Origin of the sequence: Streptomyces hydrogenans (genome assembly GCF_014656075.1) — a bacterium.
Lineage (GTDB): Bacteria > Actinomycetota > Actinomycetes > Streptomycetales > Streptomycetaceae > Streptomyces > Streptomyces hydrogenans.
Genome location: NZ_BNBS01000090.1, coordinates 1 through 24,056 on the forward strand (window position 1 = coordinate 1; position 24,056 = coordinate 24,056).

General features: G+C 72.5%; 16 protein-coding genes and 1 pseudogene. 6 read left to right on the forward strand and 11 right to left on the reverse strand.

Annotated features, from left to right (window positions below; genetic code table 11):
• The 3 genes and pseudogenes from IE321_RS29535 to IE321_RS29545 all read left to right on the forward strand — a co-directional run.
• A pseudogene (locus IE321_RS29535) lies at window positions 1–1,433 on the forward strand (hypothetical protein); the annotation flags it as partial.
• A gap of 320 nt (window positions 1,434–1,753) precedes the next feature.
• Window positions 1,754–2,638 (forward strand): metal-dependent hydrolase, encoded by an 885-nt coding sequence (locus tag IE321_RS29540; RefSeq protein ID WP_043229075.1) that lies wholly within the window; start codon window positions 1,754–1,756, stop codon window positions 2,636–2,638.
• Window positions 2,638–3,699: a PDR/VanB family oxidoreductase gene (locus IE321_RS29545; RefSeq protein ID WP_190225150.1), complete on the forward strand. Its 1,062-nt coding sequence runs from the start codon at window positions 2,638–2,640 to the stop codon at window positions 3,697–3,699. The genes IE321_RS29540 and IE321_RS29545 overlap by 1 nt, the downstream gene beginning before the upstream one ends.
• A 9-nt stretch (window positions 3,700–3,708) precedes the next feature.
• On the opposite strand, the gene IE321_RS42270 is transcribed toward IE321_RS29545, so the two are convergent.
• Complete coding sequence (locus IE321_RS42270) at window positions 3,709–4,227, reverse strand: hypothetical protein (protein ID WP_226651672.1); 519 nt, start codon at window positions 4,225–4,227, stop codon at window positions 3,709–3,711.
• Between the two features lie 37 nt (window positions 4,228–4,264).
• On the opposite strand from IE321_RS42270, the gene IE321_RS29555 reads away from it, so the two are divergent.
• Window positions 4,265–4,981 carry a TetR/AcrR family transcriptional regulator gene (locus IE321_RS29555; RefSeq protein WP_190225151.1) on the forward strand — a complete coding sequence of 239 codons (717 nt, stop codon included), beginning with the start codon at window positions 4,265–4,267 and terminating at the stop codon, window positions 4,979–4,981.
• On the opposite strand, the gene IE321_RS29560 is transcribed toward IE321_RS29555, so the two are convergent.
• The 8 genes from IE321_RS29560 to IE321_RS29595 all read right to left on the reverse strand — a co-directional run bounded on the left by IE321_RS29560 (window position 4,966) and on the right by IE321_RS29595 (window position 18,597).
• On the reverse strand, window positions 4,966–5,298 hold the full coding sequence (locus IE321_RS29560) for a 5-carboxymethyl-2-hydroxymuconate Delta-isomerase (RefSeq protein ID WP_043229069.1): 333 nt from the start codon (window positions 5,296–5,298) through the stop codon (window positions 4,966–4,968). The two genes, IE321_RS29555 and IE321_RS29560, sit on opposite strands and share 16 nt — an antisense overlap.
• A gap of 100 nt (window positions 5,299–5,398) precedes the next feature.
• Window positions 5,399–10,693 (reverse strand): pullulanase-type alpha-1,6-glucosidase, encoded by a 5,295-nt coding sequence (gene pulA / locus IE321_RS29565; RefSeq protein WP_190225152.1) that lies wholly within the window; start codon window positions 10,691–10,693, stop codon window positions 5,399–5,401.
• Between the two features lie 68 nt (window positions 10,694–10,761).
• Window positions 10,762–12,477, reverse strand: coding sequence for a carbohydrate-binding module family 20 domain-containing protein (locus IE321_RS29570; RefSeq protein ID WP_190225153.1), 1,716 nt, complete (start codon window positions 12,475–12,477; stop codon window positions 10,762–10,764).
• Between the two features lie 182 nt (window positions 12,478–12,659).
• The gene (locus tag IE321_RS29575; RefSeq protein WP_043229063.1) at window positions 12,660–13,727 is read right to left on the reverse strand and encodes a LacI family DNA-binding transcriptional regulator; all 1,068 of its coding nucleotides are present in this window, start codon (window positions 13,725–13,727) and stop codon (window positions 12,660–12,662) included.
• The gene (locus tag IE321_RS29580; protein WP_190225154.1) at window positions 13,715–15,370 is read right to left on the reverse strand and encodes a glycoside hydrolase family 13 protein; all 1,656 of its coding nucleotides are present in this window, start codon (window positions 15,368–15,370) and stop codon (window positions 13,715–13,717) included. The genes IE321_RS29575 and IE321_RS29580 overlap by 13 nt, the downstream gene beginning before the upstream one ends.
• 50 nt (window positions 15,371–15,420) lie before the next feature.
• Window positions 15,421–16,293, reverse strand: a complete 873-nt coding sequence (locus IE321_RS29585) for a sugar ABC transporter permease (protein WP_043229059.1) — start codon at window positions 16,291–16,293, stop codon at window positions 15,421–15,423.
• A complete protein-coding gene (locus tag IE321_RS29590; protein ID WP_043229057.1) occupies window positions 16,290–17,300 on the reverse strand; it encodes a carbohydrate ABC transporter permease in 1,011 nt (336 codons plus the stop codon). The genes IE321_RS29585 and IE321_RS29590 overlap by 4 nt, the downstream gene beginning before the upstream one ends.
• A gap of 19 nt (window positions 17,301–17,319) precedes the next feature.
• Window positions 17,320–18,597: an extracellular solute-binding protein gene (locus tag IE321_RS29595; RefSeq protein WP_043229055.1), complete on the reverse strand. Its 1,278-nt coding sequence runs from the start codon at window positions 18,595–18,597 to the stop codon at window positions 17,320–17,322.
• A 425-nt stretch (window positions 18,598–19,022) separates the two neighbouring features.
• Between IE321_RS29595 and IE321_RS29600 the strand changes: the two genes are divergently transcribed.
• Together IE321_RS29600 and IE321_RS29605 are read left to right on the forward strand one after the other, a co-directional pair.
• Entirely contained in the window at window positions 19,023–20,045 is a 1,023-nt protein-coding gene (locus IE321_RS29600) for a LacI family DNA-binding transcriptional regulator (RefSeq protein WP_043229053.1), read from the forward strand.
• A gap of 82 nt (window positions 20,046–20,127) precedes the next feature.
• Window positions 20,128–21,042 (forward strand): phosphatase PAP2 family protein, encoded by a 915-nt coding sequence (locus IE321_RS29605; RefSeq protein WP_190225155.1) that lies wholly within the window; start codon window positions 20,128–20,130, stop codon window positions 21,040–21,042.
• On the opposite strand, the gene IE321_RS29610 is transcribed toward IE321_RS29605, so the two are convergent.
• Together IE321_RS29610 and IE321_RS29615 are read right to left on the reverse strand one after the other, a co-directional pair.
• Window positions 21,026–22,597 carry an amidohydrolase gene (locus IE321_RS29610; RefSeq protein WP_190225156.1) on the reverse strand — a complete coding sequence of 524 codons (1,572 nt, stop codon included), beginning with the start codon at window positions 22,595–22,597 and terminating at the stop codon, window positions 21,026–21,028. The genes IE321_RS29605 and IE321_RS29610 overlap by 17 nt on opposite strands.
• Entirely contained in the window at window positions 22,504–24,045 is a 1,542-nt protein-coding gene (locus IE321_RS29615) for an APC family permease (RefSeq protein WP_190225157.1), read from the reverse strand. The genes IE321_RS29610 and IE321_RS29615 overlap by 94 nt, the downstream gene beginning before the upstream one ends.
• Between the last annotated feature and the right edge of the window lie 11 nt (window positions 24,046–24,056).

Here is a 24,056-nt window from a genome sequence, read left to right on the forward strand (position 1 = left end):
GCCGCGCCCCGGCCGCTCCGGGGCCGGCCGCCGCCCCCGGCCCGCCCCTCGCTCCCGCCGCTCCCCCGGCCGGGCCCCGGCTCAGCGGGGCCTCGCTGCTCGAGTCGGCGGAGTTCGATCCGTGCACCCTCCAGGCGCGGCCCGGGGACCTGCTGCGGCGGCGGCAGCACGGGCGGGCCGTCCTGGTGGGCGTGGTGGCGCTGCTGGTGTGCGGGGCGCTGCTCGGGCTACCGGGGGACGGCTGGGGCAGAAACGGTGCTGCGGCGCCGAGTTACGCCCGGAACCCCGCCGCCGAGGCCGCCCTCGACCCGGCGAAGGTCAAGCGGGTCGCCGCGGCCGTCTGGCCCGGGGCCGTACGGCGGGACTTCTCGGTGTGGCCCGCGCGCGGCGAGCTGGCCGGGGACGCGCCGCTGCTGCGGCGGGCGCTCGCCGTGTGGGCGCGGCCGGGCGGGGCGGTGGAGTCGTCGGCGACGCCGGGGACACCGGTCGGGCCGCCGATGGGCCCGCCCCAACTGCTCTTCGCGGGGCGGGTGGACGCGGCGCGGGTGGTGCTCTTCCACGACGGGCTGCGGATCGTGCGGTACGCCGAGCCGGTGGAGGGGAGCGCGGGCGCCGCGCTGGACTTCGCGCGGACCGACGGCGCGGAGGGCCCGGAGGCCGCGGCGGTCGTCGTGACGCGGGCGGCGGGCAACGTGCGCTACCTGACCGCCCCGTGGGTGACCGGCACCTCCGTGCGGGACCTGCTGATGCCCGGCAAGGAGCCGTGGACGCTGGGGCGGGACGGCCGCGGGGTCACCGACGCCGTGCCCTCCCCGGCGCTCGCGAAGGAGTGCGCGCGGTGGAACACCCTCCAGGTGGCGGACGGTTCCGGCGGCCGGCTGCTCGGCGACCTCGGCGAGCTGCTGCCCGCCCGGCTGCTGTGGGGTCCCCCCGGCAGGCCCGTGGACGCCACCGGCCGCGAGGCGCGGGAGAGCTGGTCGCGGACGGCCTGCCAGTTGACGACGGTCCTCGGGCAGGGGGTGCGATCGGTGCGGTCCTGGCGGTTCGCCCGGCAGACGCTGCCGGAGGGCGCCGGGCGGGCGGCCTGGGTGTGCACCCGGGCGGAGACCTGGCGGGGCACCGGCACCCGGGTCCTCGCGCAGTTCCTGCCGCCGGGCCGGAAGGCGCCGGCCGCGATCGCCGCCCGCGCGCAGGACGCGCCCGCGTGCGGGGTGCGCGAGCCGAGGGTGCTGGCCGGGGCGCTGTGGCAGGCGCCCGGCGGCGGCTGGTACGTGCTGGCGGCGGGCGGCCCGGACGTGGCGTCGGTGGAGGTGAAGGGCGGGGTGGCGGCCCGCGCCGAGGGTCCGGTGCTGGCCGCGAAGGCGGCGGCGGGGGCCCGCGCGGAACTGAGCGCCACCCTGGAGGACGGCCGCCGGATGCCCGCCCTGCGCTGAACGGGCGGGGCCGGGGGCGGTCCGGGCGTGAGCCGGAGCCGGGCCGGACAGCCGGGCCGGCCGGGGGCGGGGGGCCGGGGCCGGGTCCGGGGCCGGGGGGCAGGGCGTCGGGGTCGGGGTCGAGTGGCCAGGGCGCCGGGGTCGGGTGGACAGGCCGGGGCCGAGGCGGGGTGGTCAGGTCTGGGCCGGGGGCGGGTACCGACCGGGGTCGAGGCCGGGTGGTCAGGTCCGGGCCGGGGGCGGGTACCGGCTGGGCCCCGGGCCGAAAAAGGCCGTGCACGGCTCTGTCGCCCGTGCTTACTCCTCAGTACATTGACGGCATGTCTAATACGCAGCCTGCACCGGTGGCGTCGGAACACGTCGAGCTCAAGGCCCGCAAGGTCGCCTTCGACTGGCAGGAGACCCCGCTCCACTGGGTTCCCGGCGACCCCTTCACCACGCACACGATCAACGTGCTGCACCTCCTGCTCCCGGCCGGCGAGCGCTGGTTCGTGCACGTCTACCAGCAGGCGCTGCCGTACATCACCGACGACCGGCTGCGCGAGGACGTCATCGGCTTCATCGGCCAGGAGGCCGTGCACTCGCAGGCGCACGACGACGTCCTGCCGCACCTGCGCGCGCAGGGCCTCGACCCGACGCCCTACACCGCGCAGGTCGACTGGTTCTTCGAGAAGCTGCTCGGCGACCGGACGCTGCCGCCCGGCCGCCCGCGCCGCTGGTGGCTGATGGAACGGGTCGCGCTGATCGCCGCGATCGAGCACTACACCGCCTTCCTCGGCGACTGGATCCTCAACGCCGAGGAGCTGGACCGACGCGGTGCCGACCCGATGATGATGGACCTGCTGCGCTGGCACGGCGCCGAGGAGGTCGAGCACCGGTCGGTGGCCTTCGAGCTGTTCATGCACCTCGACGGCGGCTACCGGCGCCGCGCCCGCACCTGGGCGCTCGCCTTCGGCGCGCTGGTCTTCCTCTGGCAGCGCGGGGTCCGCTTCTTCCTGGAGAACGACCCCAGCCTGCTCGACCCCAAGGCGTCCTGGGCGGACTTCTACCGCAAGGGCCGCGAGGGCGTGCTGCCCGCCACCCCGGCCGTGCTGCGCTCGATACCCCGCTACCTCAGCCGCGCCTACCACCCCTCCCAGGAGGGCGACACCGCGCAGGCCCTCGCCTACCTCGCCTCCTCCCCCGGCGCCAACGGAGGCCGCTGATGCCCCGCTTCACCACCGTCGCCCTGGTGGCCGGCGCCGCGCTCCTGGTCCGCCGGGCGGTCCGCTCCCGGATGACCAGCGCCCCGCTGTGGCCGTTGCCGTCCCTGGAGACGCCGGTCTCCGGCTACGGGCGCGGGGCGACCGTCCCCCGCCGGGTGCTCGTCACCGGCCGGGCCGTCCCCGCCGAGGGCGTCGTCGAACTGCGCCTGGAGGGCGAGCGGCTGCCGTCCTGGGAGCCGGGCGCCCACCTCGACCTCGTGCTCCCCTCCGGCCAGGTCCGGCAGTACTCGCTCTGCGGCGACCCGGGCCAGGCCGACGTCTACCGGATCGCGGCCCGGCTCGTCGAGGAGGACCGGGGCGGCCGGGGCGGCTCGCGCGAGGTGCACGAACAGCTCCACGAGGGCGTCGAGATCGAGGTCCGGGGCCCCCGCAACCGCTTCCCGCTGGTCGACTCCCCCTCGTACGTCTTCGTCGCCGGCGGCATCGGGATCACCCCGGTCCTGCCGATGGTCCGGGCGGCCGAGGCGGCCGGCGCGGACTGGCGGCTGGTCTACTGCGGGCGCTCCCGCGCCACCATGCCGTACCTGGCGGAGCTCGTACGGCTCGGCGGGGACCGCGTGACCGTGGTCGCCGAGGACGAGGACGGGTACCCGGACCTGGCCTTCCTGGGACGGACGCCCGCCGAGACGGTCGTCTACTGCTGCGGCCCCGACGGGCTGATGGACGCCGTCTCCGCCGCGATGCCGGAGGGCCGGACCCCGCGCCTGGAGCGCTTCTCCGCGCTCGCCCCGGCCGACGGCACCGCCTTCGAGGTCGAACTGCGGCGCTCCGGAAGGACGGTGGCCGTCGCCGCCGACCAGTCGGTGCTGGCGGCCGTGCGGGAGGAGGTGCCGGGTCTCATGTACTCGTGCACGCAGGGCTTCTGCGGCACCTGCCGGCAGACCGTCCTGGACGGCGAGGTCGACCACCGGGACGAGCTGCTCACCGACGCGGAGCGGGCGGACTCGATGCTGATCTGCGTCTCGCGCTGCGCCGGGAAGAAGCTCGTCCTGGACCTGTAGCCGCCCGGGTCAGGGCAGGATCAGCCAGTCGAAGGCGAGGGCGGCCGCGAGGCCGCCCACCAGCAGCCAGGTGCCCAGCCGGGTACGGCCGTTGCGGGCCAGCTCGATGACGACGCCGCACAGGATCATCGCCAGGCCGTAGACGCCGACGACCAGGACGGAGGTCCGGCTCGCGAGCCGGATCACCAGGACCACGCCCATCACCACCAGCAGGACCGAGGCGGCCGCCACGCGCAGCCGCCTCGCCTGCTTGGGCGTCATGCCGCCGCTCCGCCCGGAGTCCTCCGGCTCGGCGTCCTCCTCGGCGTCCTCCGCGCCGTCGTCCTCCGGGCCGTCGTCGTCCGGGCCGTCGTCCTCCGGGCCCTCCGGACCGGTGTCCTCGTCGGCGTCCTCACGGCCGGTCTCGCGGGCCGCGCCCGCCGCGCCGTCCGCGCCCTTCTCCGCCTCGGCGGCCGCCCGGCCGTTCTTCGTCCCGGACCCTGCCGGACCGGTCTCTTCCTCCGTCGCCACCGCGGGCTCGTCGCTCATGGACGAGGAGCGTAACGGACCCCGATAGGCTGTTCGTATGACGACCGGTGTACGGCGCAGGATGGGCGTCGAGGAGCGCAAGCAGCAGCTGATCGGGGTGGCCCTCGAACTGTTCAGCAGCCGCTCCCCCGACGAGGTCTCCATCGACGAGATCGCCGCCGCCGCGGGCATCTCCCGGCCGCTGGTCTACCACTACTTCCCCGGCAAGCAGAGCCTGTACGAGGCGGCGCTGCGACGCGCGGCCGACGAGCTGGCGGCCCGCTTCCTGGAGCCGCCGCAGGGCCCGCTGGGGGCGCGGCTGTTGCGGGTGATGGGCCGGTTCTTCGACTTCGTCGACGACCACGGGCCGGGCTTCGCGGCGTTGATGCGGGGCGGCCCCGCGGTGGGTTCGTCGACGACCAACGCGATGATCGACGAGGTGCGGCAGGCCGCGTACGAGCAGATCGTGGCCCATCTCGGGGTGACGGAGCCCTCGCCGCGGCTCGAACTGGTCGTGCGGTCCTGGGTGTCGCTGGCGGAGTCGACGGCGCTGCTGTGGCTGGACGGGCGGCGGGTGCCGCGCGCCGAGCTGGAGCAGAAGCTGGTGCACGACTTCGCGGCCCTGACGGCGGTCAGCGCGGTCTACGACGAGCAGGCGGCGCGGGTGCTCGCGACGATCATGGCCGAGGAGCCGGCGGACGGGCCGTTCGGGCAGTTGGTGGGCCGGCTGCTGGAGCTGGCCCCCGCCGCCGTACCGGCTCAGCCCGCGAGGTAGGAGTTCTCGAAGTCGCGGATCTCGACCGAGAGGCGCGCCCGCTCGGCCGTCTTGAGGTGGCGGGGCAGCAGGGCGAGCACGGCCTTCGAGAGGCGGCGCTTGGCGTCGTCGGTCTGGCCGAAGCGGACGGCGATGTCGACGTGGACCACGGCCCTGTCGGCGGTGCCGTCGCCGACGACGGTCTCCTCGACCTCCCGGAAGCGGGTCGTGCAGCCGGAGAGCGGTGCGCCGACGGCCTCCGCCACGAGCGGGTGGAGGGCGAGCGCGAAGCCGCGCCGGTCCAGGGGCGCGGAGTAGTCGACGGTGATCTGCGGCATGACGGTGTCTCCTGCTGGTACGGGATGTCGGGCCACAGCTTTACGGCGCGGGCCCCGGCCGCACAAGTGGCGACCGGGGCCCGTGCCCTGAGGAGGACCGTCAGCCGGTGGCCTTGAAGACGGCGACCGTGCGGGCCGGGACCGTGAAGGTGCCCGAACCGGCCTCGTACGAGGCGGACCTGGTGACGGCGTCGGAGCCGTTCGCCTGGACGGGGTGGAGGCCGTAGCCCTGCCCGGCCAGGGCGGCGACCCGCTGCGTCCGCTCCTGCGGGGTCGCGTTGAAGACGACCACGAGGTCGCCGAGGCGCATGGTGATCACGCCGGGGGTCTCGTTCTCGCCGGAGAGCGGGAAGGAGAGGGCCGACTGCACCCGGCCCGCCGTGGCCAGGGAGAAGCCCGGCTCGGTGGAGCGGATCTTCTGGAGGTCCCGGTAGGCGGCGGAGGCGCCGTCGATCTCGGCGCAGCCCGGCGTCAGGTTCGGGCGGGTGAGGAGCGGCTTGCCGTAGCCCCACTTGGCCTGGTTGTCGGCGGCCGGCGGGAGGCCGATGCCGAAGCCGTTGCCGTCGCGGCAGTCCCAGTGGATCGAGTTGAACCAGTCGCCGCTGTCGTAGGAGTTGCGGTCGAGGGACTTGGAGCGCAGCAGGTCGGAGCCGGCCTGGGAGAGCGCCGGGCCCTGGGAGAGGGTGGCCGTGGCCATGGCGAGGACCTGCATGCGGGCCCGGTCGGCGGCGGAGGTGCCGGCGGGCAGCTTGAAGGCGAGGGCGTCGTAGAGGGTCTCGTTGTCGTGGGCGTCGGCGTAGGCGAGGGCGTCGCCGGGGGCGGCGGCGTAGCCGGCCGGGGCGCCGTTGTAGTCGACCTCGGAGCCCCGGACCGTGCGCCCGGAGGTGTCGGTGAAGGTGTAGGAGGCGAGGTTGCCGCTCAGGCCGACCTTGATGAGGTCCTGGTAGTGCAGGAGGCGGGCCTTCTGCTCGGCCGGGGTGCCGTTGGCGGTGGAGGTGTTGGGGTCCGTGTAGAGGCCGGAGGCGAAGCCCTGGACGCCGGGGTCCTCGTCGAAGGGGCCGCCGCCGCGGACGGCGTCGCGGGCCCGGTCGGAGAAGGTGGCGACGCCGGTGCCGGCCATGTTCTTCTGGGTGGCCTGGACGAAGCGGGCGTCGTCGGCGATCTCGCCGAAGTTCCAGCCCTCGCCGTAGAGGACGATCGCCTTGCCGTCGACGCCGTCCTTCTCGACGGTGAGGGCGTCGAGCGCCCTGCGGACGGCGAGGATGTTCTCCTTGGGGTGGTGGCCCATGAGGTCGAAGCGGAAGCCGTCGACCTTGTACTGCCTGGCCCAGGTGACGACCGAGTCCACGACGAGCTTGCCCATCATGGCGTTCTCGGGCGCGGTGTTGGCGCAGCAGGTGGAGGTGGCGACGGAGCCGTCGGCCTGGAGGCGCTGGTAGTAGCCGGGCACGATCCGGTCGAGGACGGACTTGTCGGACTGTCCGGCGGCGACGGTGTGGTTGTAGACGACGTCCATGACCGTGCGCAGGCCCTGCCCGTTGAGGGCCTGGACCATCTGCCGGAACTCGACCGTGCGGCGGGTGCCGTTCGGGTCGGTGGAGTAGGAGCCCTCGGGGACGGTGTAGTGCAGCGGGTCGTAGCCCCAGTTGTAGGCGTCCTTCGCCGCGGCGGCGGTGACGCAGGCCTGCTGCTCCTCGGAGTCGGGGGCGTAGACCTTCAGGTCGCAGGAGGGCTCGGTCTGCCCGGACTTCTTCTCGGGGACGGTGCCGATGTCGAAGGCGGGGAGGAGGTGGACGTAGGAGGTGCCGGAGTCGGCGAGGGCCTTGAGGTGCCGCGAGCCCTTGCTGTCCTTGTCGGTGAAGGCGAGGAAGGTGCCGCGGTGGTCGGCCTTCGCGGTGGGGTCGGCGACGGAGAAGTCGCGGACGTGGAGTTCCTGGATCTGCGCGTCGCGCAGCGGCACCGCGGCGGGCTTCCGCAGGGTCTTCCAGCCGGCCGGGGCGAGCTTCGGGTCGGCGAGGTCGACGACGAGGCTGCGGGCGGAGTCGGCGGTGAGGGCGGTCGAGTAGGGGTCGGTGACCCGGTTCTCGACGACCTTCTGGACGGTGGGGGCCCAGACCTTCACGACGTACCGGTACGGCTTGCCGGTCCAGGACCGGTCGCCGGTGGCCGACCAGACGCCGGTGGTGTCGTCGCGCCGCATGCGGACGGTCCGGCCGTCGAGTTCGAGGGCGACGGACTGCGCGGTCGGCGCCCAGACGGAGAGGGTCGGCCGGCCGTCCCGGAAGACCGGTCCGAGCGCCTTGGAGGTGGCCTTCGCCGCGTAGAGGTCGTCGAGGACGCCGGCGGTCTGCACGCCGGTGGCGGCGAGCAGGGCGCCGTTGGCGGCCCGCTGGGTGGCGATGAGCTGGCCGCGCAGGGAGGCGCGGACGCGGTCGGCGTCGCGCGGGTCGACGGTGAAGGCCGGGTAGTCCCTCAGGTGGGGGAACTTCGCCTTCTGGGCGTCGGTGAGGGTGCCCGCGTTCAGCCGGAGCCACCGGCCCTCGTCGCTGAGGGCGCCGTCGGCGACGGTGATGCCGCCCTCGGGGGCGTACACCAGCTGCTGGCTGGTGGAGTCGTTGGTCTTCACCTTCCAGACGACGGTGTTCCGGTCGATCCACTGCGCCTCGGCCTTGGCCAGGTCGAGGGCGGGGGCGCCGCCGGAGGTCGGCAGGAGGTGCTTCGGCTGTCCGGCGAGGAGCCAGACCTCGTGGCCGGTGGCGGCGAGGTCGAGGGACTGGTCGGTGGGGAGGTCCTTCTGGTCGCCCTTGTGGAGGATGTACGAGAGCGAGGTGGCGCCCTCGGCCAGCGGCACCTCGTAGACGGCGCCGTAGGCGTCGACCCGGGTGGGCAGCAGGGGCTTGGACCAGTCGGTGGGCTGGGCGGCGCCGGTCCACAGGTGGAGGCCCCAGCCGTCGTAGTTCCCGTCCTCGCGCTGGTAGTGGAGGACGGCCTTGGTCCTGTCCTGCGGGGCGGGGGCCGGGGCGGTGTCGGACTGGCCGTCCTGGCCCTGGGTGACCCAGACCTCGCCGGTGCGGCCGAGGGCGACGGTGCGCTGCGGGCCGTCGGCGGTGCCGTCCTTCTCGACGGTGTAGGCGACGGAGGAGGCGCCCTCGGGGACCTTGACCCAGGCGAAGGCGCCGTGGGCGTCGCGGCCGGTGAAGGCGACGGCCTGGCCGGCGGCCTTGAGGGTCCAGCCGTCGTAGTCGCCGTTCTCGCGCCGGTAGTGGACGATCGCGTACGGGCGCTCGACGGCGACCGGCTTCTCCGGGGCCGGGGGCGCGCCGGCGGTGGTGGCGGCGGTGGCGCTCGCGGTGCGTCCGGCGGCGTCGACGACGACGGCCTTGTAGCGCAGGGCGGTGCCGGCGGGGGCGGTGACGTGCTGGGTGACCTTGTAGGGGGCGTGGTCGGCGGTGCCGAGGGTCTGCCAGCGGCCGTTGCCGACCTGGGCGGCGAAGACGACCCTGTTCAGGCCGCCGCCGTCGACGTCGGCGGTGAGTTCGACGGTGCCGGTGGAGCCGGCGGCGGGGGCGGCGAGGGTGACGGAGGGCTTCACGGTGACGGCCGGGAGGGGCGCGTCGGCCTTGAGGACCAGGGTGGAGAGGGCCGGGACGGTGACGGTGACCGCGCCGTCCTTCGCGGTCACGGCGCCCTGACCCCCGTACAGGACGCGGAAGGCGGCGGATTCGACCGGGACGGTGACGGTCTTCGGCTCGGTGGCGCTGTTGGCGGCGACCAGGTACTCGACGCGCTGCTTCGCGTCGGTGCGGGAGGCGGCGTAGACGGAGCCCTCGGCGTAGCGCTGCTGCTGGACGCCGTCGCGGAGGGCGGGGTGCTCGCGGGTGAGCTTCGACAGGGCGGCGATCGACCGGTAGACCGGGTGGCCGGTGTCGTACGCGTCGGAGGCGTGGGTGCGGTCGGTGCCGAGCTGGTCGTCGTCGAGGTAGTCGGCGATGCCGGTGGCGAAGAGCGGCTGGCGGGCGTCCTTGTCGCCGCCGGCGCCGGTGAAGCCCTGCTCGTCGCCGGAGTAGATCACCGGGTTGCCCCGGGAGAGGAACATCAGCTCGTTGGCGAGGGTGGCGCGGCGCAGGAGTTCGGCGTCGGAGGCGTTCGGGTTGTCCTGCTTCAGGAAGGTGCCGAAGCGGCCCATGTCGTGGTTGCCGAGGAAGGTGACCTGCTCGTAGGCGTTGGCCTTGTCGGTGGTGTAGCGGTAGTCGTCGCCGAAGACCTGGGCCAGGCGGTCGGCGCCGGCGCTCTGGGAGGCGAAGGCGCGGGCGGCGTCCTGGAAGGGGAAGTCGAGGGTGGCGTCGAGCCGGCCGCGGGTGACGTAGGGGGCGGTGACGGTGGTGTCGGCGGAGTAGACCTCGCCGAACATGAAGAAGTCCTCGCGGCCGCGCTTCTTGGCGTAGGCGTCGAGGGCGGTGGCCCACTGGGTCCAGAAGTCGAGGTCGACGTGCTTGACGGTGTCGATGCGGAAGCCGTCGATGTCGAAGTCGCGGACCCACGTCTCGTAGATCCGCTTCATGCCCTCGACGACCTCGGGGCGTTCGGTCCACAGGTCGTCGAGGCCGACGAAGTCGCCGTACTCGGCGGACTCGCCCTGCCAGGTGGAGTCGCCCCGGTTGTGGTACATCGTGGGGTCGTTGAGCCAGGCGGGGACCTTGTCGCCGGTCCGCTCGACGGGGGTGTACGGGAACGAGTCGGCGTCGACCTTTCCGACGGCCCGGCGGTCGTCGAAGGGGCGGCCGTCCTCGTCGAGGTACGGGTAGGCGCCCTTGGGGCGGTAGCCGTACTTCTTCTCGGCGTAGTCGACGGTGTCGGCGGTGTGGTTGGTGATGACGTCGAAGAAGACCTTCATGCCCTTGGCGTGGGCGGCGGCGATGAGCTTCTTGAGGTCGTCGTTGGTGCCGAAGTGCGGGTCGACCTGGGTGAAGTCGGTGATCCAGTAGCCGTGGTAGCCGGCCGAGGCGTCCTTGCCCTCGCCCTGCACGGGCCGGTTCTTGAAGATCGGCGCCATCCAGATGGCGGTGGTGCCGAGGCCCTTGATGTAGTCGAGGCGCCGGGTGAGGCCCTTGAGGTCGCCGCCCTGGTAGAAGCCCTTGTCGGTGGGGTCGAAGCCGGTGGCGGTACGGCTGCCGGTGAGCCCGCCGCGGTCGTTGGAGGTGTCGCCGTTGGCGAACCGGTCGGGCAGCACGAAGTAGAACTGCTCGCGGGTGAGGTCCTGGCGGGCCGGGTCGGCGGCCAGCGCCCGGTCCGACGACGGGGCCGGCGGGCGGGGGGCGGCGGTCGCGGGCAGGCCCAGTTCCAGCCCGGCGACCAGGGCGGCGGCGAACGCGCCCCACGCTCTCTTGCGGATCACGAGGGCTCCCTGAAGGTACGGGAAGGGAGGGCCGCCCCCGGCGGGGGCGGCCCTGGGGAGGGCGGGGCTCAGCTGCGGAAGGTGTCGTTCAGGACGGCCTGGCCGGAGGCGGGGACGGTCGCGGTGCGGTTGGCGCCGGACTCCCAGGTGACGTTCCCGGCCCCGTCCTTGCGGATGTACTTGTACTCGAAGGCCGTTCCGGCGGGCAGGTTCACGGCCAGCTTCCACACGGGGTAGGCGGCCGGGTCGAGCTTGAGGGCGGCGGCCGGGGACCAGTTGCCCAGCTCGGCGCGGTTGCCGACCACGTAGACGTTCTGGCCCATCACGGTGGTGGCGGTGACGTTGAAGGAGGCGCCCGCGGTGGCGGGGGGCGTGGTCGGCGGGGTGGTGGGGGTGGTGCCGCCGCCGCAGTTCGTGGCGCCCGTGTGGAGGGCGAGGGCGGTGTGGGAGCCCAGGGTGGCGGTGAACTGGCCGTTCGCGCCGACGGTGACCGGGTTGTTCGACTGCACGTCGCAGTAGGTGCCGGCCGGGAGGGAGGTCTGGAAGGTGCGGGTCAGGGCGGAGGACTCGTGGTTGAGGGCGACGTAGCCCTTGGCGCCGCGGCCGAACGCGATCGCGTTGCCGCCGTTGTCCCACCAGCCGGTGACGGCCTCGCCGCGGGTGGTGTTGCGGAAGGCGACCATGGAGGAGATCTCGCGCCAGGCGTGCTGGCACTTCCAGCCGTCGGTGTAACAGGCGTTCACCTGGCCGCCGTTGGGCGGGCCGGCGTCCTTGTCGGTCCACTCGTAGCCGGAGTGGACGTCCGGGGAGCCGTAGGGCCAGGCCAGCATGAAGACGGAGGCGAGGGTGTAGGTGGCGCCGTCCTTGTAGGACAGGGTGTCGCCGCCGCGCTCGGTGTCGTGGTTGTCGACGAAGACGCCGGACTGCCCGGAGGGCATGTAGCCCCAGGACTCGCCGAAGTTCTTGAGGTAGGCGAGCTTCTCGTTCTGGAGGACCCGCTTGAGGTCGCGGGCGTAGCGGAACTCCTGGACGTCGCCGCTGCCGAGGTACTCGCTCGGGGAGACGGCCTCGCCGGCGCCGTGGATGGCCTCCATCTTCCAGAAGACGGACGGGTTCGTCAGCCGGGACTTGATGTTCGCGAGGTCGGCGGCCGGCATGTGCTTGGCGGCGTCGACGCGGAAGCCGTCGACGCCCAGCGAGAGGAGGTCGTTGAGGTAGCCGGCTATCTTGCCGCGGACGTACTCCTCGCCGGTGTCGAGGTCGGGGAGCTGGACCAGTTCGCAGTTCTGGACGTTGGCGCGGTCCTGGTAGTTGGAGATCGCGGACCGGCAGTCGTCCATGTCGGAGCCGGAGTAGAGGCCCGGGTAGTCGTACTTGGAGAACGGGGTCCCGCCCGTTCCGGTGCCGGAGCCGTTGGCCATGTGGTTGATGACCGAGTCGGCGACGACCTTCACGCCGGCGGCGTGGCAGGTGTCGATCATGTTCTTGAAGGCGGTGCGGTCGCCGAGACGGCCGGCGATCTTGTAGCTGACGGGCTGGTACGAGGTCCACCACTGGCCGCCCTGGAGGTGCTCCTGGGGCGGTGAGACCTGGACGTAGCCGTAGCCGGCGGGGCCGAGGCGGTCGGTGCACTCACGGGCCACCGAGGCGAAGTTCCATTCGAACATCACCGCGGTGACGTCCTTCGTGCCCGGCGGGGTGGCCTGCGCCGGGGCGTTCACCGTGACGGCCGCGGCTGCACCCGCCACGAGGGCGAGTGCAGCGGCCACGGTCTTTCTTGCCATGCTTCCTCCTGTACGACGTCCCTGTCGTGTCGCGAGAGCGGCTCGCAAGAGTGCGGTTCGCAAGAGCGGTTCGCAAGAAGTTGCCGAAAGCTTCAGCAACTCTTTTCAGCCGCGACCGTAGGGGCGTACAGGCGTGCGGTCAATACTTCCGGCACGCCCTTCGCAAGGGATTGCGCAAGGAGTTACGGCGCCGCGTGCGGAGGCTGCGCGGTGGACCCGCGCACGACCAGCTCGGGCTGGAAGACGAACTCGGTGCGCTGCACCGGATTGCCCTCGATCTCCTCCAGGAGCGCGCCGACGGCCGCCGTCGCCATGGCCTGCACGGGCTGGCGCACGGTGGTCAGCGGCGGGTCGGTGAAGGCGATCAGCGGGGAGTCGTCGAAGCCGACGACGGAGACGTCCCGGGGCACGTCGAGGCCCCGGGCACGGGCCGCCCGGACGACGCCGAGCGCCATCAGGTCGGAGCCGCAGACGATGCCGGTGCAGCCCTCGTCGAGCAGGATCTCGGCGGCGGCGTGCCCGCCCTCGACGCCGAACAGCGTGGGCCGCACGAAGCGTTCGGCCTCGGCCCGCTCCACGCCCAGCATCTCGTACAGCTCGGCGGCGAAGCCCTCCGCCTTGCGGCGCGAGGGCACGTAGCGGGTCGGGCCGATGGCGAGGCCGATCCGCTCGTGGCCCAGCTCGGCCAGGTGCCGCACGGCCATCCGCGCCGCGGCCCGGTCGTCCGGCGAGACGAAGGTGGCGTCGATCCGCTCGTGGTAGCCGTTGATGAGGACGTACGGCACCCCCCGCTCGGTCAGCCGGGCGTACCGCGCCGGGTCGGCGGTGGCGTCCGCGTGCAGCCCGGAGAGGAAGACGATGCCGGCCACCCCGCGCTCCACCAGCTGGTCGACCAGCTCGTCCTCGGTGGCGCCGCCGGGCATCTGGGTGCAGAGCACCGGGGTGTAGCCGTGCCCGGCCAGGACCTGTTCGACGACCTGCGCGAAGGCCGGGAAGATCGGGTTGGTCAGCTCGGGCACCACGAGCCCGACGAGGCCCGCGCTGCGGCGTTTGAGCCGTACGGGACGCTCGTAGCCGAGCACGTCGAGCGCCGCGAGCACCTTGTGCCGGGTCGCGCCGGCCACCCCCGCCTTGCCGTTGAGGACCCGGCTGACGGTGGCCTCGCTGACGCCGGACTGGGCCGCGATGTCCGCGAGCCGCGGGGCACCGTTGCCGGTGCCCCGCGGCGGGGGAATCGTCACACCGCCCACCAGACGGTGGTGTCGGCCGGCACCTCTGCGGTGTCGTCCACGATCCTGACGTCCTCGTTGGAGAGGAGATACCGGCCGGGCAGCGGGACGGAGATGGCCCGGCCGGTGGTGTTGGCGGTGCAGACGAAGCCGTCGCGGCGGAAGGAGAGCACACCCTCGGGTGCCTCCAGCCACTCCACGGCCTCGCCCGCACCGAGCTCGGGGCGCTCGCGCCGGACGGCGAGCGCGCTGCGGTACAGCTCCAGGGTGGAGCCGGGGTCGCCGGTCTGCGCCTCGACGCTCAGCGCGCCCCAGGTCGCGGGCTGCGGCAGCCAGGAGCCGCCGGAGCCGAAGCCGTACGATGAGCCCTCGGCGGTCCACGGGATCGGCACCCGGCAGCCGTCGCGGTAGCCGTCCTGGCCGCTGGCGCGGAAGAAGGACGGGTCCTGGCGCACCTCGTCGGGCAGGTCGGTGACGTCCGGCAGGCCCAGCTCCTCGCCCTGGTACACGTAGGCGGAGCCGGGCAGCGCCAGCATCAGCAGGGTCGCGGCGCGGGCCCGGCGCAGGCCCAGCTCGCGGTCGCCGGCGGTGCGCAGCTGGGTGCCGAGGCCCGCCGGGTTGGCGAAGCGGGTGGCGTGCCGGGTGACGTCGTGGTTGGAGAGCACCCAGGTGGTGGGGGCGCCGACCGGGCGCATCGCCTCCAGCGAGGCGTCGATGACGGCGCGCAGCTCGGCGGCGTCCCAGTGGGTGCCCAGGTACTGGAAGTTGAACGCCTGGTGCATCTCGTCGGGGCGCACGTAGTTGGCGGTGCGCTCGACGGTGGGGGTCCACGCCTCGGCGACGAGGACGCGCTGTCCGTCGTACTCGGCGAGGATCTGCCGCCAGGAGCGGTAGACCTCGTGGACGCCGTCCTGGTCGAAGAAGGGCATGACGTCGTTGCCGAGCAGCTTCAGCTGGTCGTGGGCGCCGATGTCGGGCAGGCCGGGGGCCTTGACCAGGCCGTGGGCGACGTCGACGCGGAAGCCGTCGACGCCCATGTCGAGCCAGAAGCGCAGGATCGAGCGGAACTCGTCGCGGACGGCCGGGTGGTCCCAGTTGAAGTCGGGCTGCTCGGGGGCGAAGAGGTGGAGGTACCACTCCCCGTCCTCGACCCGGGTCCAGGCGGGGCCGCCGAAGATGGACTCCCAGTCGTTCGGCGGGAGCTCGCCGTCCTCCCCCTTGCCCGGGCGGAAGTGGTAGCGCTCGCGCAGCGGGGAGCCGGGGCCCTCGCGCAGGGCGCGCTGGAACCACTCGTGCTGGTCCGAGGAGTGGTTGGGGACCAGGTCCACGATGATGCGCAGGCCCAGGTCGTGGGCCTCGCGGATCAGGGCGTCGGCGTCGAGCAGCGAGCCGAACATCGGGTCGATGGCCCGGTAGTCGGCGACGTCGTAGCCGGCGTCCGCCTGCGGGGAGGCGTAGAAGGGGGAGAGCCACACGGCGTCGACGCCGAGCTCCTTGAGGTACGGCAGCCGGCCGCGGATGCCCACCAGGTCGCCCATGCCGTCGCCGTTGCCGTCGGCGAAGCTGCGCGGGTAGACCTGGTAGATCACCGCGTCTCTCCACCAGCCCGTGTCGGTGCCGGTGGTCGGGGCGTCGGCGGCGGCGGTGGCGAGATGCTGGGTCATGTCTTCCCTGGGAGGTAAGGAGGGGCGTACGGGTTCGGCGTTCAGGGCCGTCAGCCCTTGACGGCACCGGCGGACATGCCGGTGACGAGGTGGCGCTGGGCGAAGAGGAACACCAGGGCCGCGGGGATGGCGATGAGGACGGAGGCCGCCGTCATCGGACCCCACTGGGCCCCGTACTGGTTGACGAACTTCTGCAGACCGCCGGCGAGCGTCAGGTGCTCGTCGCCGACCATGAAGGCGGAGGCGTAGGCGACCTCGCCCCAGGCGGTGATGAAGGAGTAGAAGGCGGTCACCGCGATGCCCGGCTTGGCGAGCGGCAGGATCAGCCGCCAGAAGGTGCCGAAGGGGGTGAGGCCGTCGACGTACCCCGACTCGTCGATCTCGCGCGGGATGCCGTCGAAGAAGCCCTTCATCATCCAGGCGCAGAACGGGACGGCGATGGTCAGGTAGGTGATGACCAGGCCGGCCGACTGGTTGAGCAGCCCCAGCGTCGCCATGATGTTGTAGATCGGCACGATGAGGACGGCGACCGGGAACATCTGCGTGATGAGCAGGGTCCACATCAGGCCGCGCTTGCCGGGGAAGCGGAAGCGGCTGACCGCGTAGCCGGTGGTGGCGGAGATGAACACGCCGATGACGGTGGTGAGTCCGGCGACGAGGAGCGAGTTCCCGAACCAGGTGAGGAACGGGGTGTCCCTCAGCAGGTTCGTGTAGTTCTCGAACGTCGTCTCCTTGAAGAAGTCCGTGGTGGTCGCGTACTTCGCGGGCTTGAGCGAGGTCAGCAGGACCCACAGCACCGGGAAGACGGCGATCACGGAGGCGACGATCAGGGTGAGGTGCAGCGCCACCGAGGCGAGCGGCGAGCGGCGGCCGCGGATCGGCGCGTTGAGCCGCTGCCCGGGGGTCGGGGTCGTGGTGGTCACCAGGCTTCTCCCTGCTTGCGGAGGACTCGCTGGTAGATCGCGGCGAAGATCATCAGGAGCACCAGGATGAGGACGCCCCACGTGGACGACTGGGCGAAGTCGCGCGGGCTGATCTCGAAGGAGAACTTGTACGCCTGGGTGACGAGGATCTGGGTCGCCTCGCCGGGTCCGCCGCCGGTGAGCAGGAAGATCACCGGGAACATGTTGAAGGTCCAGATCGTGGAGAGCAGGATCACGGTGGTGGAGACCGACCGGAGCCCCGGCATGGTGATGTGCCGGAAGCGCTGCCAGGCACTGGCGCCGTCCATCTCGGCGGCCTCGTACAGCTCGCCGGGGATGGACTGGAGGCCGCCGAGGAGGGCCACCATCATGAAGGGCACGCCGAGCCAGACGTTGACGGCGATGACCGCGAACTTGGCCCAGGTGGGGTCGTTCAGCCACGGGACGCCGTCGAGGCCGGCGCCGGTGAGGATCTGGTTGAGCATGCCGCGGCGCTCGTCGTAGAGGAAGCGCCAGGCGAAGACGGAGACGAAGCCGGGGATCGCCCAGGGCAGGATCAGCAGCATCCGGTAGACGGAGCGGCCGGCGAACTTGCGGTTGAGGATGTTGGCGAAGACCAGGCCGAGGGCGAAGGTGATCGCCACGCAGGAGACGGTCCAGACGACCGTCCACCCCAGGGTGGAGAGGAACTGGCTGCCGGTGAGGGCGTCCTTGTAGTTGTCCAGGCCGACGAACTCGTAGGAGGCCGGGATCTCGTTGACGCCGATGGTGCGCGCGACGTTGCGCTCGGTGGCGTCGGTGAGGGACAGGTAGATGCCGCGGACCAGCGGATAGCCGATGATCACGGTGATCACGATCACGACCGGGGCCACCATGGCCCAGGCGTACCAGTGGGTGGCGAGGGAGCGCTTCGGCGCCCTCCGCTTCGGGCCAGTCCCGCGGCTCCGGCCGCGGGCGACGTCGCCCGCGGCCTTCGCCATCGACTGGCTGGGGGTGTCCACAGCCATCAGCCGGTCAGCCTTCCTCTTACTTCCAGTCCTTCAGGAGCTTGCGGTAGGCGTCGCCGACCGCCTTCGCTCCCTGCTCCGGGGTGGTCTGGCCCGTGAGGACCTTGGTGTACTCGACCTTGACGGGCTCGAAGAGGCTGCCGCCCTCGGGGATCCACGGGCGCTCGACGGCCTTGTCGACGACCGGCTTGAAGAAGCCGATCATCTCGCTCTTGGCGACGTCCTTCTGGAGGTACGCCGACTGGCGGGTCGGCAGCAGGCTGAGCTGCTGCGCGATCGTCGCCTGGCTCTCGGCCGAGGTCATGTACTCGGCGAAGGCGTAGGAGGCGTCCAGGTTCTTGGAGCCGGCGTAGACGGCGAGGTTGTGGCCGCCCTGCGGGGCGCCCTGGCCGGCGGAGCCGGCCGGGACCGGGGCGATGCCGAGGTTCGCCTTGTCGGCGAACTCCTTGCCCGCGTAGGTGTCGGCGACGGCCCACGGGCCATTGATCATCATGGCGACCTTGCCGTCCTTGAAGGCGGCCTGCATGTTGTCCCAGCCGTTGGTCGCGTCGGTGATCGCGGCCTTGGAGTCGACGAGGTCCTTGACGGTCTTGAAGGCCTTGACGCCGGCCTCGTTGTCGAAGGTGACCGTCTTGTTCTCGGCGTCGACGAGGTCGCCGCCCTCGCCGTACAGGAAGGAGAGGAACCAGTACGGGTCGTCGCCGCGGAGGTACAGGCCGGTCTTGCCGGTCTTCTCCTTGATCGTGGCGGAGACGGTCTTCAGCTCGGCGATGTTCTTCGGGACCTCGACACCGGCCTCCTTGAAGATCTTCTTGTTGTAGAAGACGCCCATGGAGTCGATGACCTGCGGCACGGCGTAGGTCTTGCCGTTGTACTTGGTGGAGGCGGCGGCCTGCTCCAGGAAGTCGCCCTGGTCCTTCAGCGCGGCGGTGCCGTCCAGCGGGGCGAGGTAGCCGAGGTCGGCGAACTCGGGGGTCCAGGCGACCTCGGAGCGGATCACGTCGGGGGCGCCGGAGCCGGACTGCGCGGCGTTCTTGAACTTGTTCTGCGCCTCGCCGAAGGGCACGTTCACGTACTTGACCGTGACCTTCGGGTGCTTCTTGGTGAAGTCCTCGGCCAGCTTCTTGAAGACCTTGTCCTCGGAGCCGACGGTGGAGGTGTCCCACCACGTCACGGTGCCGGAGAGCTCGCCCGAGCTCTTCGAGCCGCCGTCGGAACCGCTGTCGCTCCCGCCGCACGCCGCCAGGGTGACGCCCAGGGCCGCGACCAGCGCGGTGGCCGCTATGCCACGCCGCATGTGAACTCCTTCAACATGATCCCGGGGAGACGAGGGGCTGGAACCTTCCTCATTGCGACCGCTCCCTCGCGGCGCTCCGGGTTGCCAGGAACGTAACAGGGATGAAAACGAGCCGAAAGACCTTGCGGCAGATTTCTGCAAGAACCGGGGATCGTTACATCCGCGTGTCCCGAAGGTTGCTGTCAGGCCGCTTGACAGGGGCGCGGAGGTACACCTTCCGCCCCTAAGTCCGTGATGTCCCCCGCGGCGAGGCCGCCCCGCCAGGGTGGAACGAGGCATTCCGCAACAGCCGCCTCCTGCATCACACCGCAAGAACTGCAAGACCTTGCGAGCGGTCTTGCGAGCCTCCGCGCCGGCGGCGGTGTCGGCCGCACTCGTGGGCAACCGGTGGGCAATACGCGCTGTGACCGGTACAGTCCACTCTCATGACCGCGCGGCTTGCCGACATCGCAGCCCAGGCGGGGGTCAGTGAAGCCACAGTCAGCCGCGTGCTCAACGGCAAGCCCGGTGTGGCCACGGCCACCCGTGAATCCGTCCTTGCCGCCCTCGACGTGCTCGGCTACGAGCGTCCGGTACGGCTGCGCCAGCGCAGCGCGGGCCTGGTCGGGCTGATCACCCCCGAACTGGACAACCCCATCTTCCCGGCCCTCGCGCAGGTCATCGGACAGGCGCTGACCCGGCAGGGCTACACCCCGGTGCTCGCCACCCAGACCCCCGGCGGGTCCACCGAGGACGAGCTGACCGACATGCTGGTGGAGCGCGGGGTGGCCGGCATCATCTTCGTCTCCGGTCTGCACGCGGACACCACGGCGGACACCTCCCGCTACGACCAGCTGCGCGGCAAGGGCGTCCCGTACGTCCTCATCAACGGCTTCTCCCCCAAGGTGCAGGCGCCCTTCGTCTCCCCCGACGACCGGGCCGCGATGCAGCTGGCGGTCACCCACCTCGCCGCCCTCGGCCACACCCGGATCGGGCTGGCCGTCGGACCGAAGCGCTTCGTGCCGGTGCTCCGCAAGATAGAGGGCTTCCAGAAGGGGATGCGGGACCGTCTCGGGCTCACCCCGGAACAGTCCGAGGAACTGATCCAGCACTCCCTCTACACCCTGGAGGGCGGACAGGCGGCGACCACCGCGCTGATCGCCCGGGGCTGCACCGCGATCGTCTGCGCCTCCGACATGATGGCGCTCGGCGCGATCCGCGCGGCCCGGCAGCAGGGGTTGAACGTGCCGAAGGACGTCTCCGTCGTCGGCTTCGACGACTCCCCGCTCATAGCCTTCACCGATCCGCCGCTCACCACCATCCGGCAGCCCGTGCAGGCGATGGGACAGGCGGCGGTCCGCGCCCTCCTGGAGGAGGTCGGCGGCACCCCGGCCCCGCACTCGGAGTTCGTCTTCATGCCGGAGCTGGTCGTCCGGGGCTCGACGGCCTCGGCCCCTCCCGCCGCCTAGTACCTGAGAGGGAGAGGGTGCGCCGCACACCCGACCGAGGGATGATCGGTCGGGGGGCGTGGATCTGGCAAACTCTCTGCCTATGGGTGAAACGACCGTGAAGAGTTTGGACGACCGGACGACCCCGTCGTCACCCATCGTGGCCGACGGGCGGTGGGCGTGGCTGCGTGCCCGCACGCCCCGGCGGCCCCGCATCTGGTTCGAACTGCTGCTGATCGGCGTCAGTTACTGGGTGTACTCGCTGATCCGCAACGCGGTGCCGGAGCAGAAGGCCGAGGCGCTGCGGAACGCGGACTGGATCTGGCGGACCGAGGAGTCCCTCGGCCTCGCCTTCGAGCACGCGGTCAACCACGCCGTGAACTCGGTGACCTGGCTCATCGTGTCGATGAACTACTACTACGCGACGCTGCACTTCATCGTCACCATCGGTGTGCTCGTGTGGCTGTACCGATGGCAACCGGGCCGTTACGCCGCGTTCCGTACCGTCCTCTTCGCCACCACCGCCGTGGCCCTGGTCGGTTACTACCTGTACCCGCTCGCGCCGCCCCGGCTGATGGAGAGCAAGGACTTCATCGACACGGTCCTGGTGCACCACACCTGGGGCTCGATGGCCTCGGGCGACCTCAAGCACATGTCGAACCAGTACGCGGCGATGCCGTCGATGCACATCGGCTGGTCGCTGTGGTGCGGGCTGACCATCTTCTTCCTGGCGAAGGCGCCCTGGGCCCGGATCCTGGGTCTGCTCTACCCGGCGGCCACCCTCGTCGTGATCGTCGCGACCGCCAACCACTTCTGGATGGACGCCGTCGGCGGCATGATCTGCCTCGCCTTCGGCTTCCTCGTCGCCTACTTCTGGTACGGCACCTGGCCCCACCGCCTCTCGAAGCGGGTGGAGCCGCTGGTCGCCGTCGAGCCCGAGGCGCCCGCCCCCGTGACGCGGGGGACGGACGCCGGGCGGGACGCGGACCAGGAGGAGCGCGTCAGCTCCGGAAGGTGATCCCGCCGCCGCCGACCGTGAGCACCACCGGGGCCTCCGCCGTTTCGTCGGCGGGGGCCTCCGTCGGATCCAGGGCCAGCGCGGTCAGGTCGGCGCGCAGGCCCGGGGCGATCCGGCCGGTCAGCGCCTCCTCCCCCGCCGCGTGGGCGGCGTGGGTGGTCATGCCCTCCAGGGCCATCAGGCCGGTGAGGCCGTGCCGGGCCGAGGCGGCGCCGCGCGGGGCGCGGGCGGTGGCGAGGACCTCGCGGGCGTCGTAGTGGGCGATCGGCCAGTCCGAGCCGAGCGCCAGGTGGGCGCCGGCCTCGCGCAGGTCGCGGCAGCGCCAGGCGCGCGCGGCGCGCTCCTCGCCGAGCCGCAGGGACCACTGGTCGGTGTGGTCGGCGCGGGTGTACGCGGTGTGCGGGGGCTGCATCGAGGCGGCGACGCCGAGGGCGGCGAAGCGGCCGAGCTGGTCGTCGGGGACGGTCTCGATGTGCTCGATCCGGTGGCGGGGGCCGCCCGCGCCGAGGGTCTCGACGGTGTCCAGGACGTGGCGGACGGCGGCGTCGCCGATGGCGTGGGTGGCGGTGCCGACGCCGGCCCGGTGGAGGCGGCGGACGGCGGCGGAGTACGCCTCGGGGTCGGGCCAGAAGGCGTCGGTGCCCTGGCCGTGGCAGTCGGCGTGCTCCAGCCAGGCGGTGCCGCCCTCGACGGTGCCGTCCATGAAGAACTTCACGCCGCCGATCCGCCAGTTCCGGCCGGCCCGCTCCTGGAGCCGCACCAGGGCGTCCAGCTCCTCGTCCGTGGCGCCGGGCATGCACCAGGGCGCGAGGCGGAGGCGGACCGGCAGGTCGCCGTCCTCCTCGATCGCGGCGAGCAGGCCGGGGACGTCGTGGCCGCCGAGGTCCATGACGTGGGCGGCGGTGAGGCCGGTGGCGGCCATCGCGGAGAGCAGGGCGACGAGCCGGTCGCGGCGCTCGGCGTAGGGGGTGACGGGCAGGACCGGGGTCATCAGGTCCATGGCGGCGTGCTCGTTGAGGTGCCCGGTGGGGCGCCCGTCGGTGTCGCAGACGATCTCGGAGCGCTGGGTGAAGGCGCGCGGCCCGTCGATGCCGGCGGCCGTGAGCGCGGCGGCGCTCGCGAGCGCGGAGTGGCCGTCGTAGAGGCGGAGGAAGGCGGGGGCGCCGGCCAGGGCCTCCTCGATCAGCCCGTGGTGGATCGGGCGGCCGCCGAAGACGTTGTGGTCGAGGCCGAAGCCGAGGACCCAGCCCTCGCGGCGCTCGGCGGCGCGGAGCGCGGCGCGGAGTCCTTCGAGGTCGGTGACGGCGGAGAGGTCGGTGCCGGAGGACATCTCCAGGCCCCAGACGGGGTGGCTGTGGGAGTCGGTGAGGCCGGGGACGAGGGTGGCGCCGGCCAGGTCGACGGTCTCGGTGCCGGGGCCGGTCCAGTCGCGGGCGTCGGCCGTGGAGCCGACGGCGGCGATCAGTCCGCCACGGACGGCGACAGCGGTGTGGCCGGTGAGTCCGGGGTCGCGGACGCGGGCGTTGACGAGGACGAGGTCGGCGGCTGCGGACACGGGGGCTCTTCTCCTTGCGGGGCGGGTTCGGCGGCGAAGCGGGCGTAGACCTCGGGGCGGGTGCGGCGCAGACGGCGCGCGAGCAGCAGGCCGAGGACGAAGACGGCGGGGACGAGGGCGACGAGGGCGGTGTTGACGGTGGTGGAGGCCGCCGTGAACAGCTCGATGTTGGCGGTGACCAGGACGATCGCCGCGGCGAGCAGGACGAAGGCGGTGATCGGCGCGACCAGGGTGCGCCAGACGCCCTCCTGGTGCGGGATCCGGCGGAAGAAGCAGGGCACGGCGAGCGCGGCGAGCAGCTGGAGGAACATCAGGCCCAGCATGCCGGGGGTGTTCACCCAGAGCAGCAGCTGCTGGTACGGGTCGGCGCCGGCGAGCGCGAAGGCGAGGACGACGACGGCGCCGAGCACGGTCTGCGCGGCCCCGGCGAGGTACGGGGAGCGGTGGCGGGGGTGGATCCGGCCGAGGGCCTCCGGCAGGACGCCCTCCTCGGCGAGGGCGAGGGTGTAGCGGTTGATGGCGTTGTGGAAGGCGAGCAGGGAGGCGAGGACGCTGGTGACGATGAGGACGTGCATCAGGTCGGCGGCCCAGGCTCCGACGTAGGTGGTGATGGCGGCGAAGAAGAGGCCGCCGGGGTCGTCGGCCGCCGCCCGGACGACCTCGTCCTCGCCGAACGCCTGGATGACGGTCCAGACGACGAAGGCGTAGAAGAGGCCGAGGAAGGCGACCGCGAGGTAGGTGGCGCGGGGGACGGTGCGGTCCGGGTCGCGGGCCTCGCGGCGGTAGATGACGGTGGACTCGAAGCCGGTGAAGGCGGCGAAGGCGCAGGCCAGGACGGCTGCGGTGCCGCCGGTGAGGACGTGGGCGGGGGCGAGTCCGGCGACCGAGAGGCCGTCGGCGCCGCCGTCGAGGAGGACGCCGCCGGCGAGGAGGACGAGGATGCCGGTCTCGGCGACGAGCAGGACGCCGAGGACCTTGGCGCCGAAGTCGATCGAGCGGTAGCCGCCGTACCAGATGAGCAGCAGGCCGGCGAGGGAGACGGGCAGCCAGGGGACGTCGAGCCCGAAGGCGGCGGCGGTGTCGGAGGTGGCGGAGCCGAGGAGGCCGTAGACGCCGATCTCCATGCCGTTGTAGCCGAGCATGGCGACGAGGGCGGCGGCGAGGCCGAGGGGGACGCCGAGGCCGCGGGTGATGTACGCGTAGAAGGCGCCGCCGGAGCGGACGTGGCGGCTCATGGTGGTGAAGCCGACGGCGAAGACGGTGAGGGTGAGGCCGGCCAGGAGGTAGCCGACGGGGGCGCCGATGCCGCCGAGCAGGATGGCGACGGGGGCGACGCCGGCCATGACGGTGAGCGGGGCGGCGGCGGAGACGACGAAGAAGGTGATGTCGCTGGTGGTGAGGGTGCCGGTGCGCAGTCCTGGCGGCCGGTCGGGGGTGGTTCCGGGCATGCGGGAGGAAG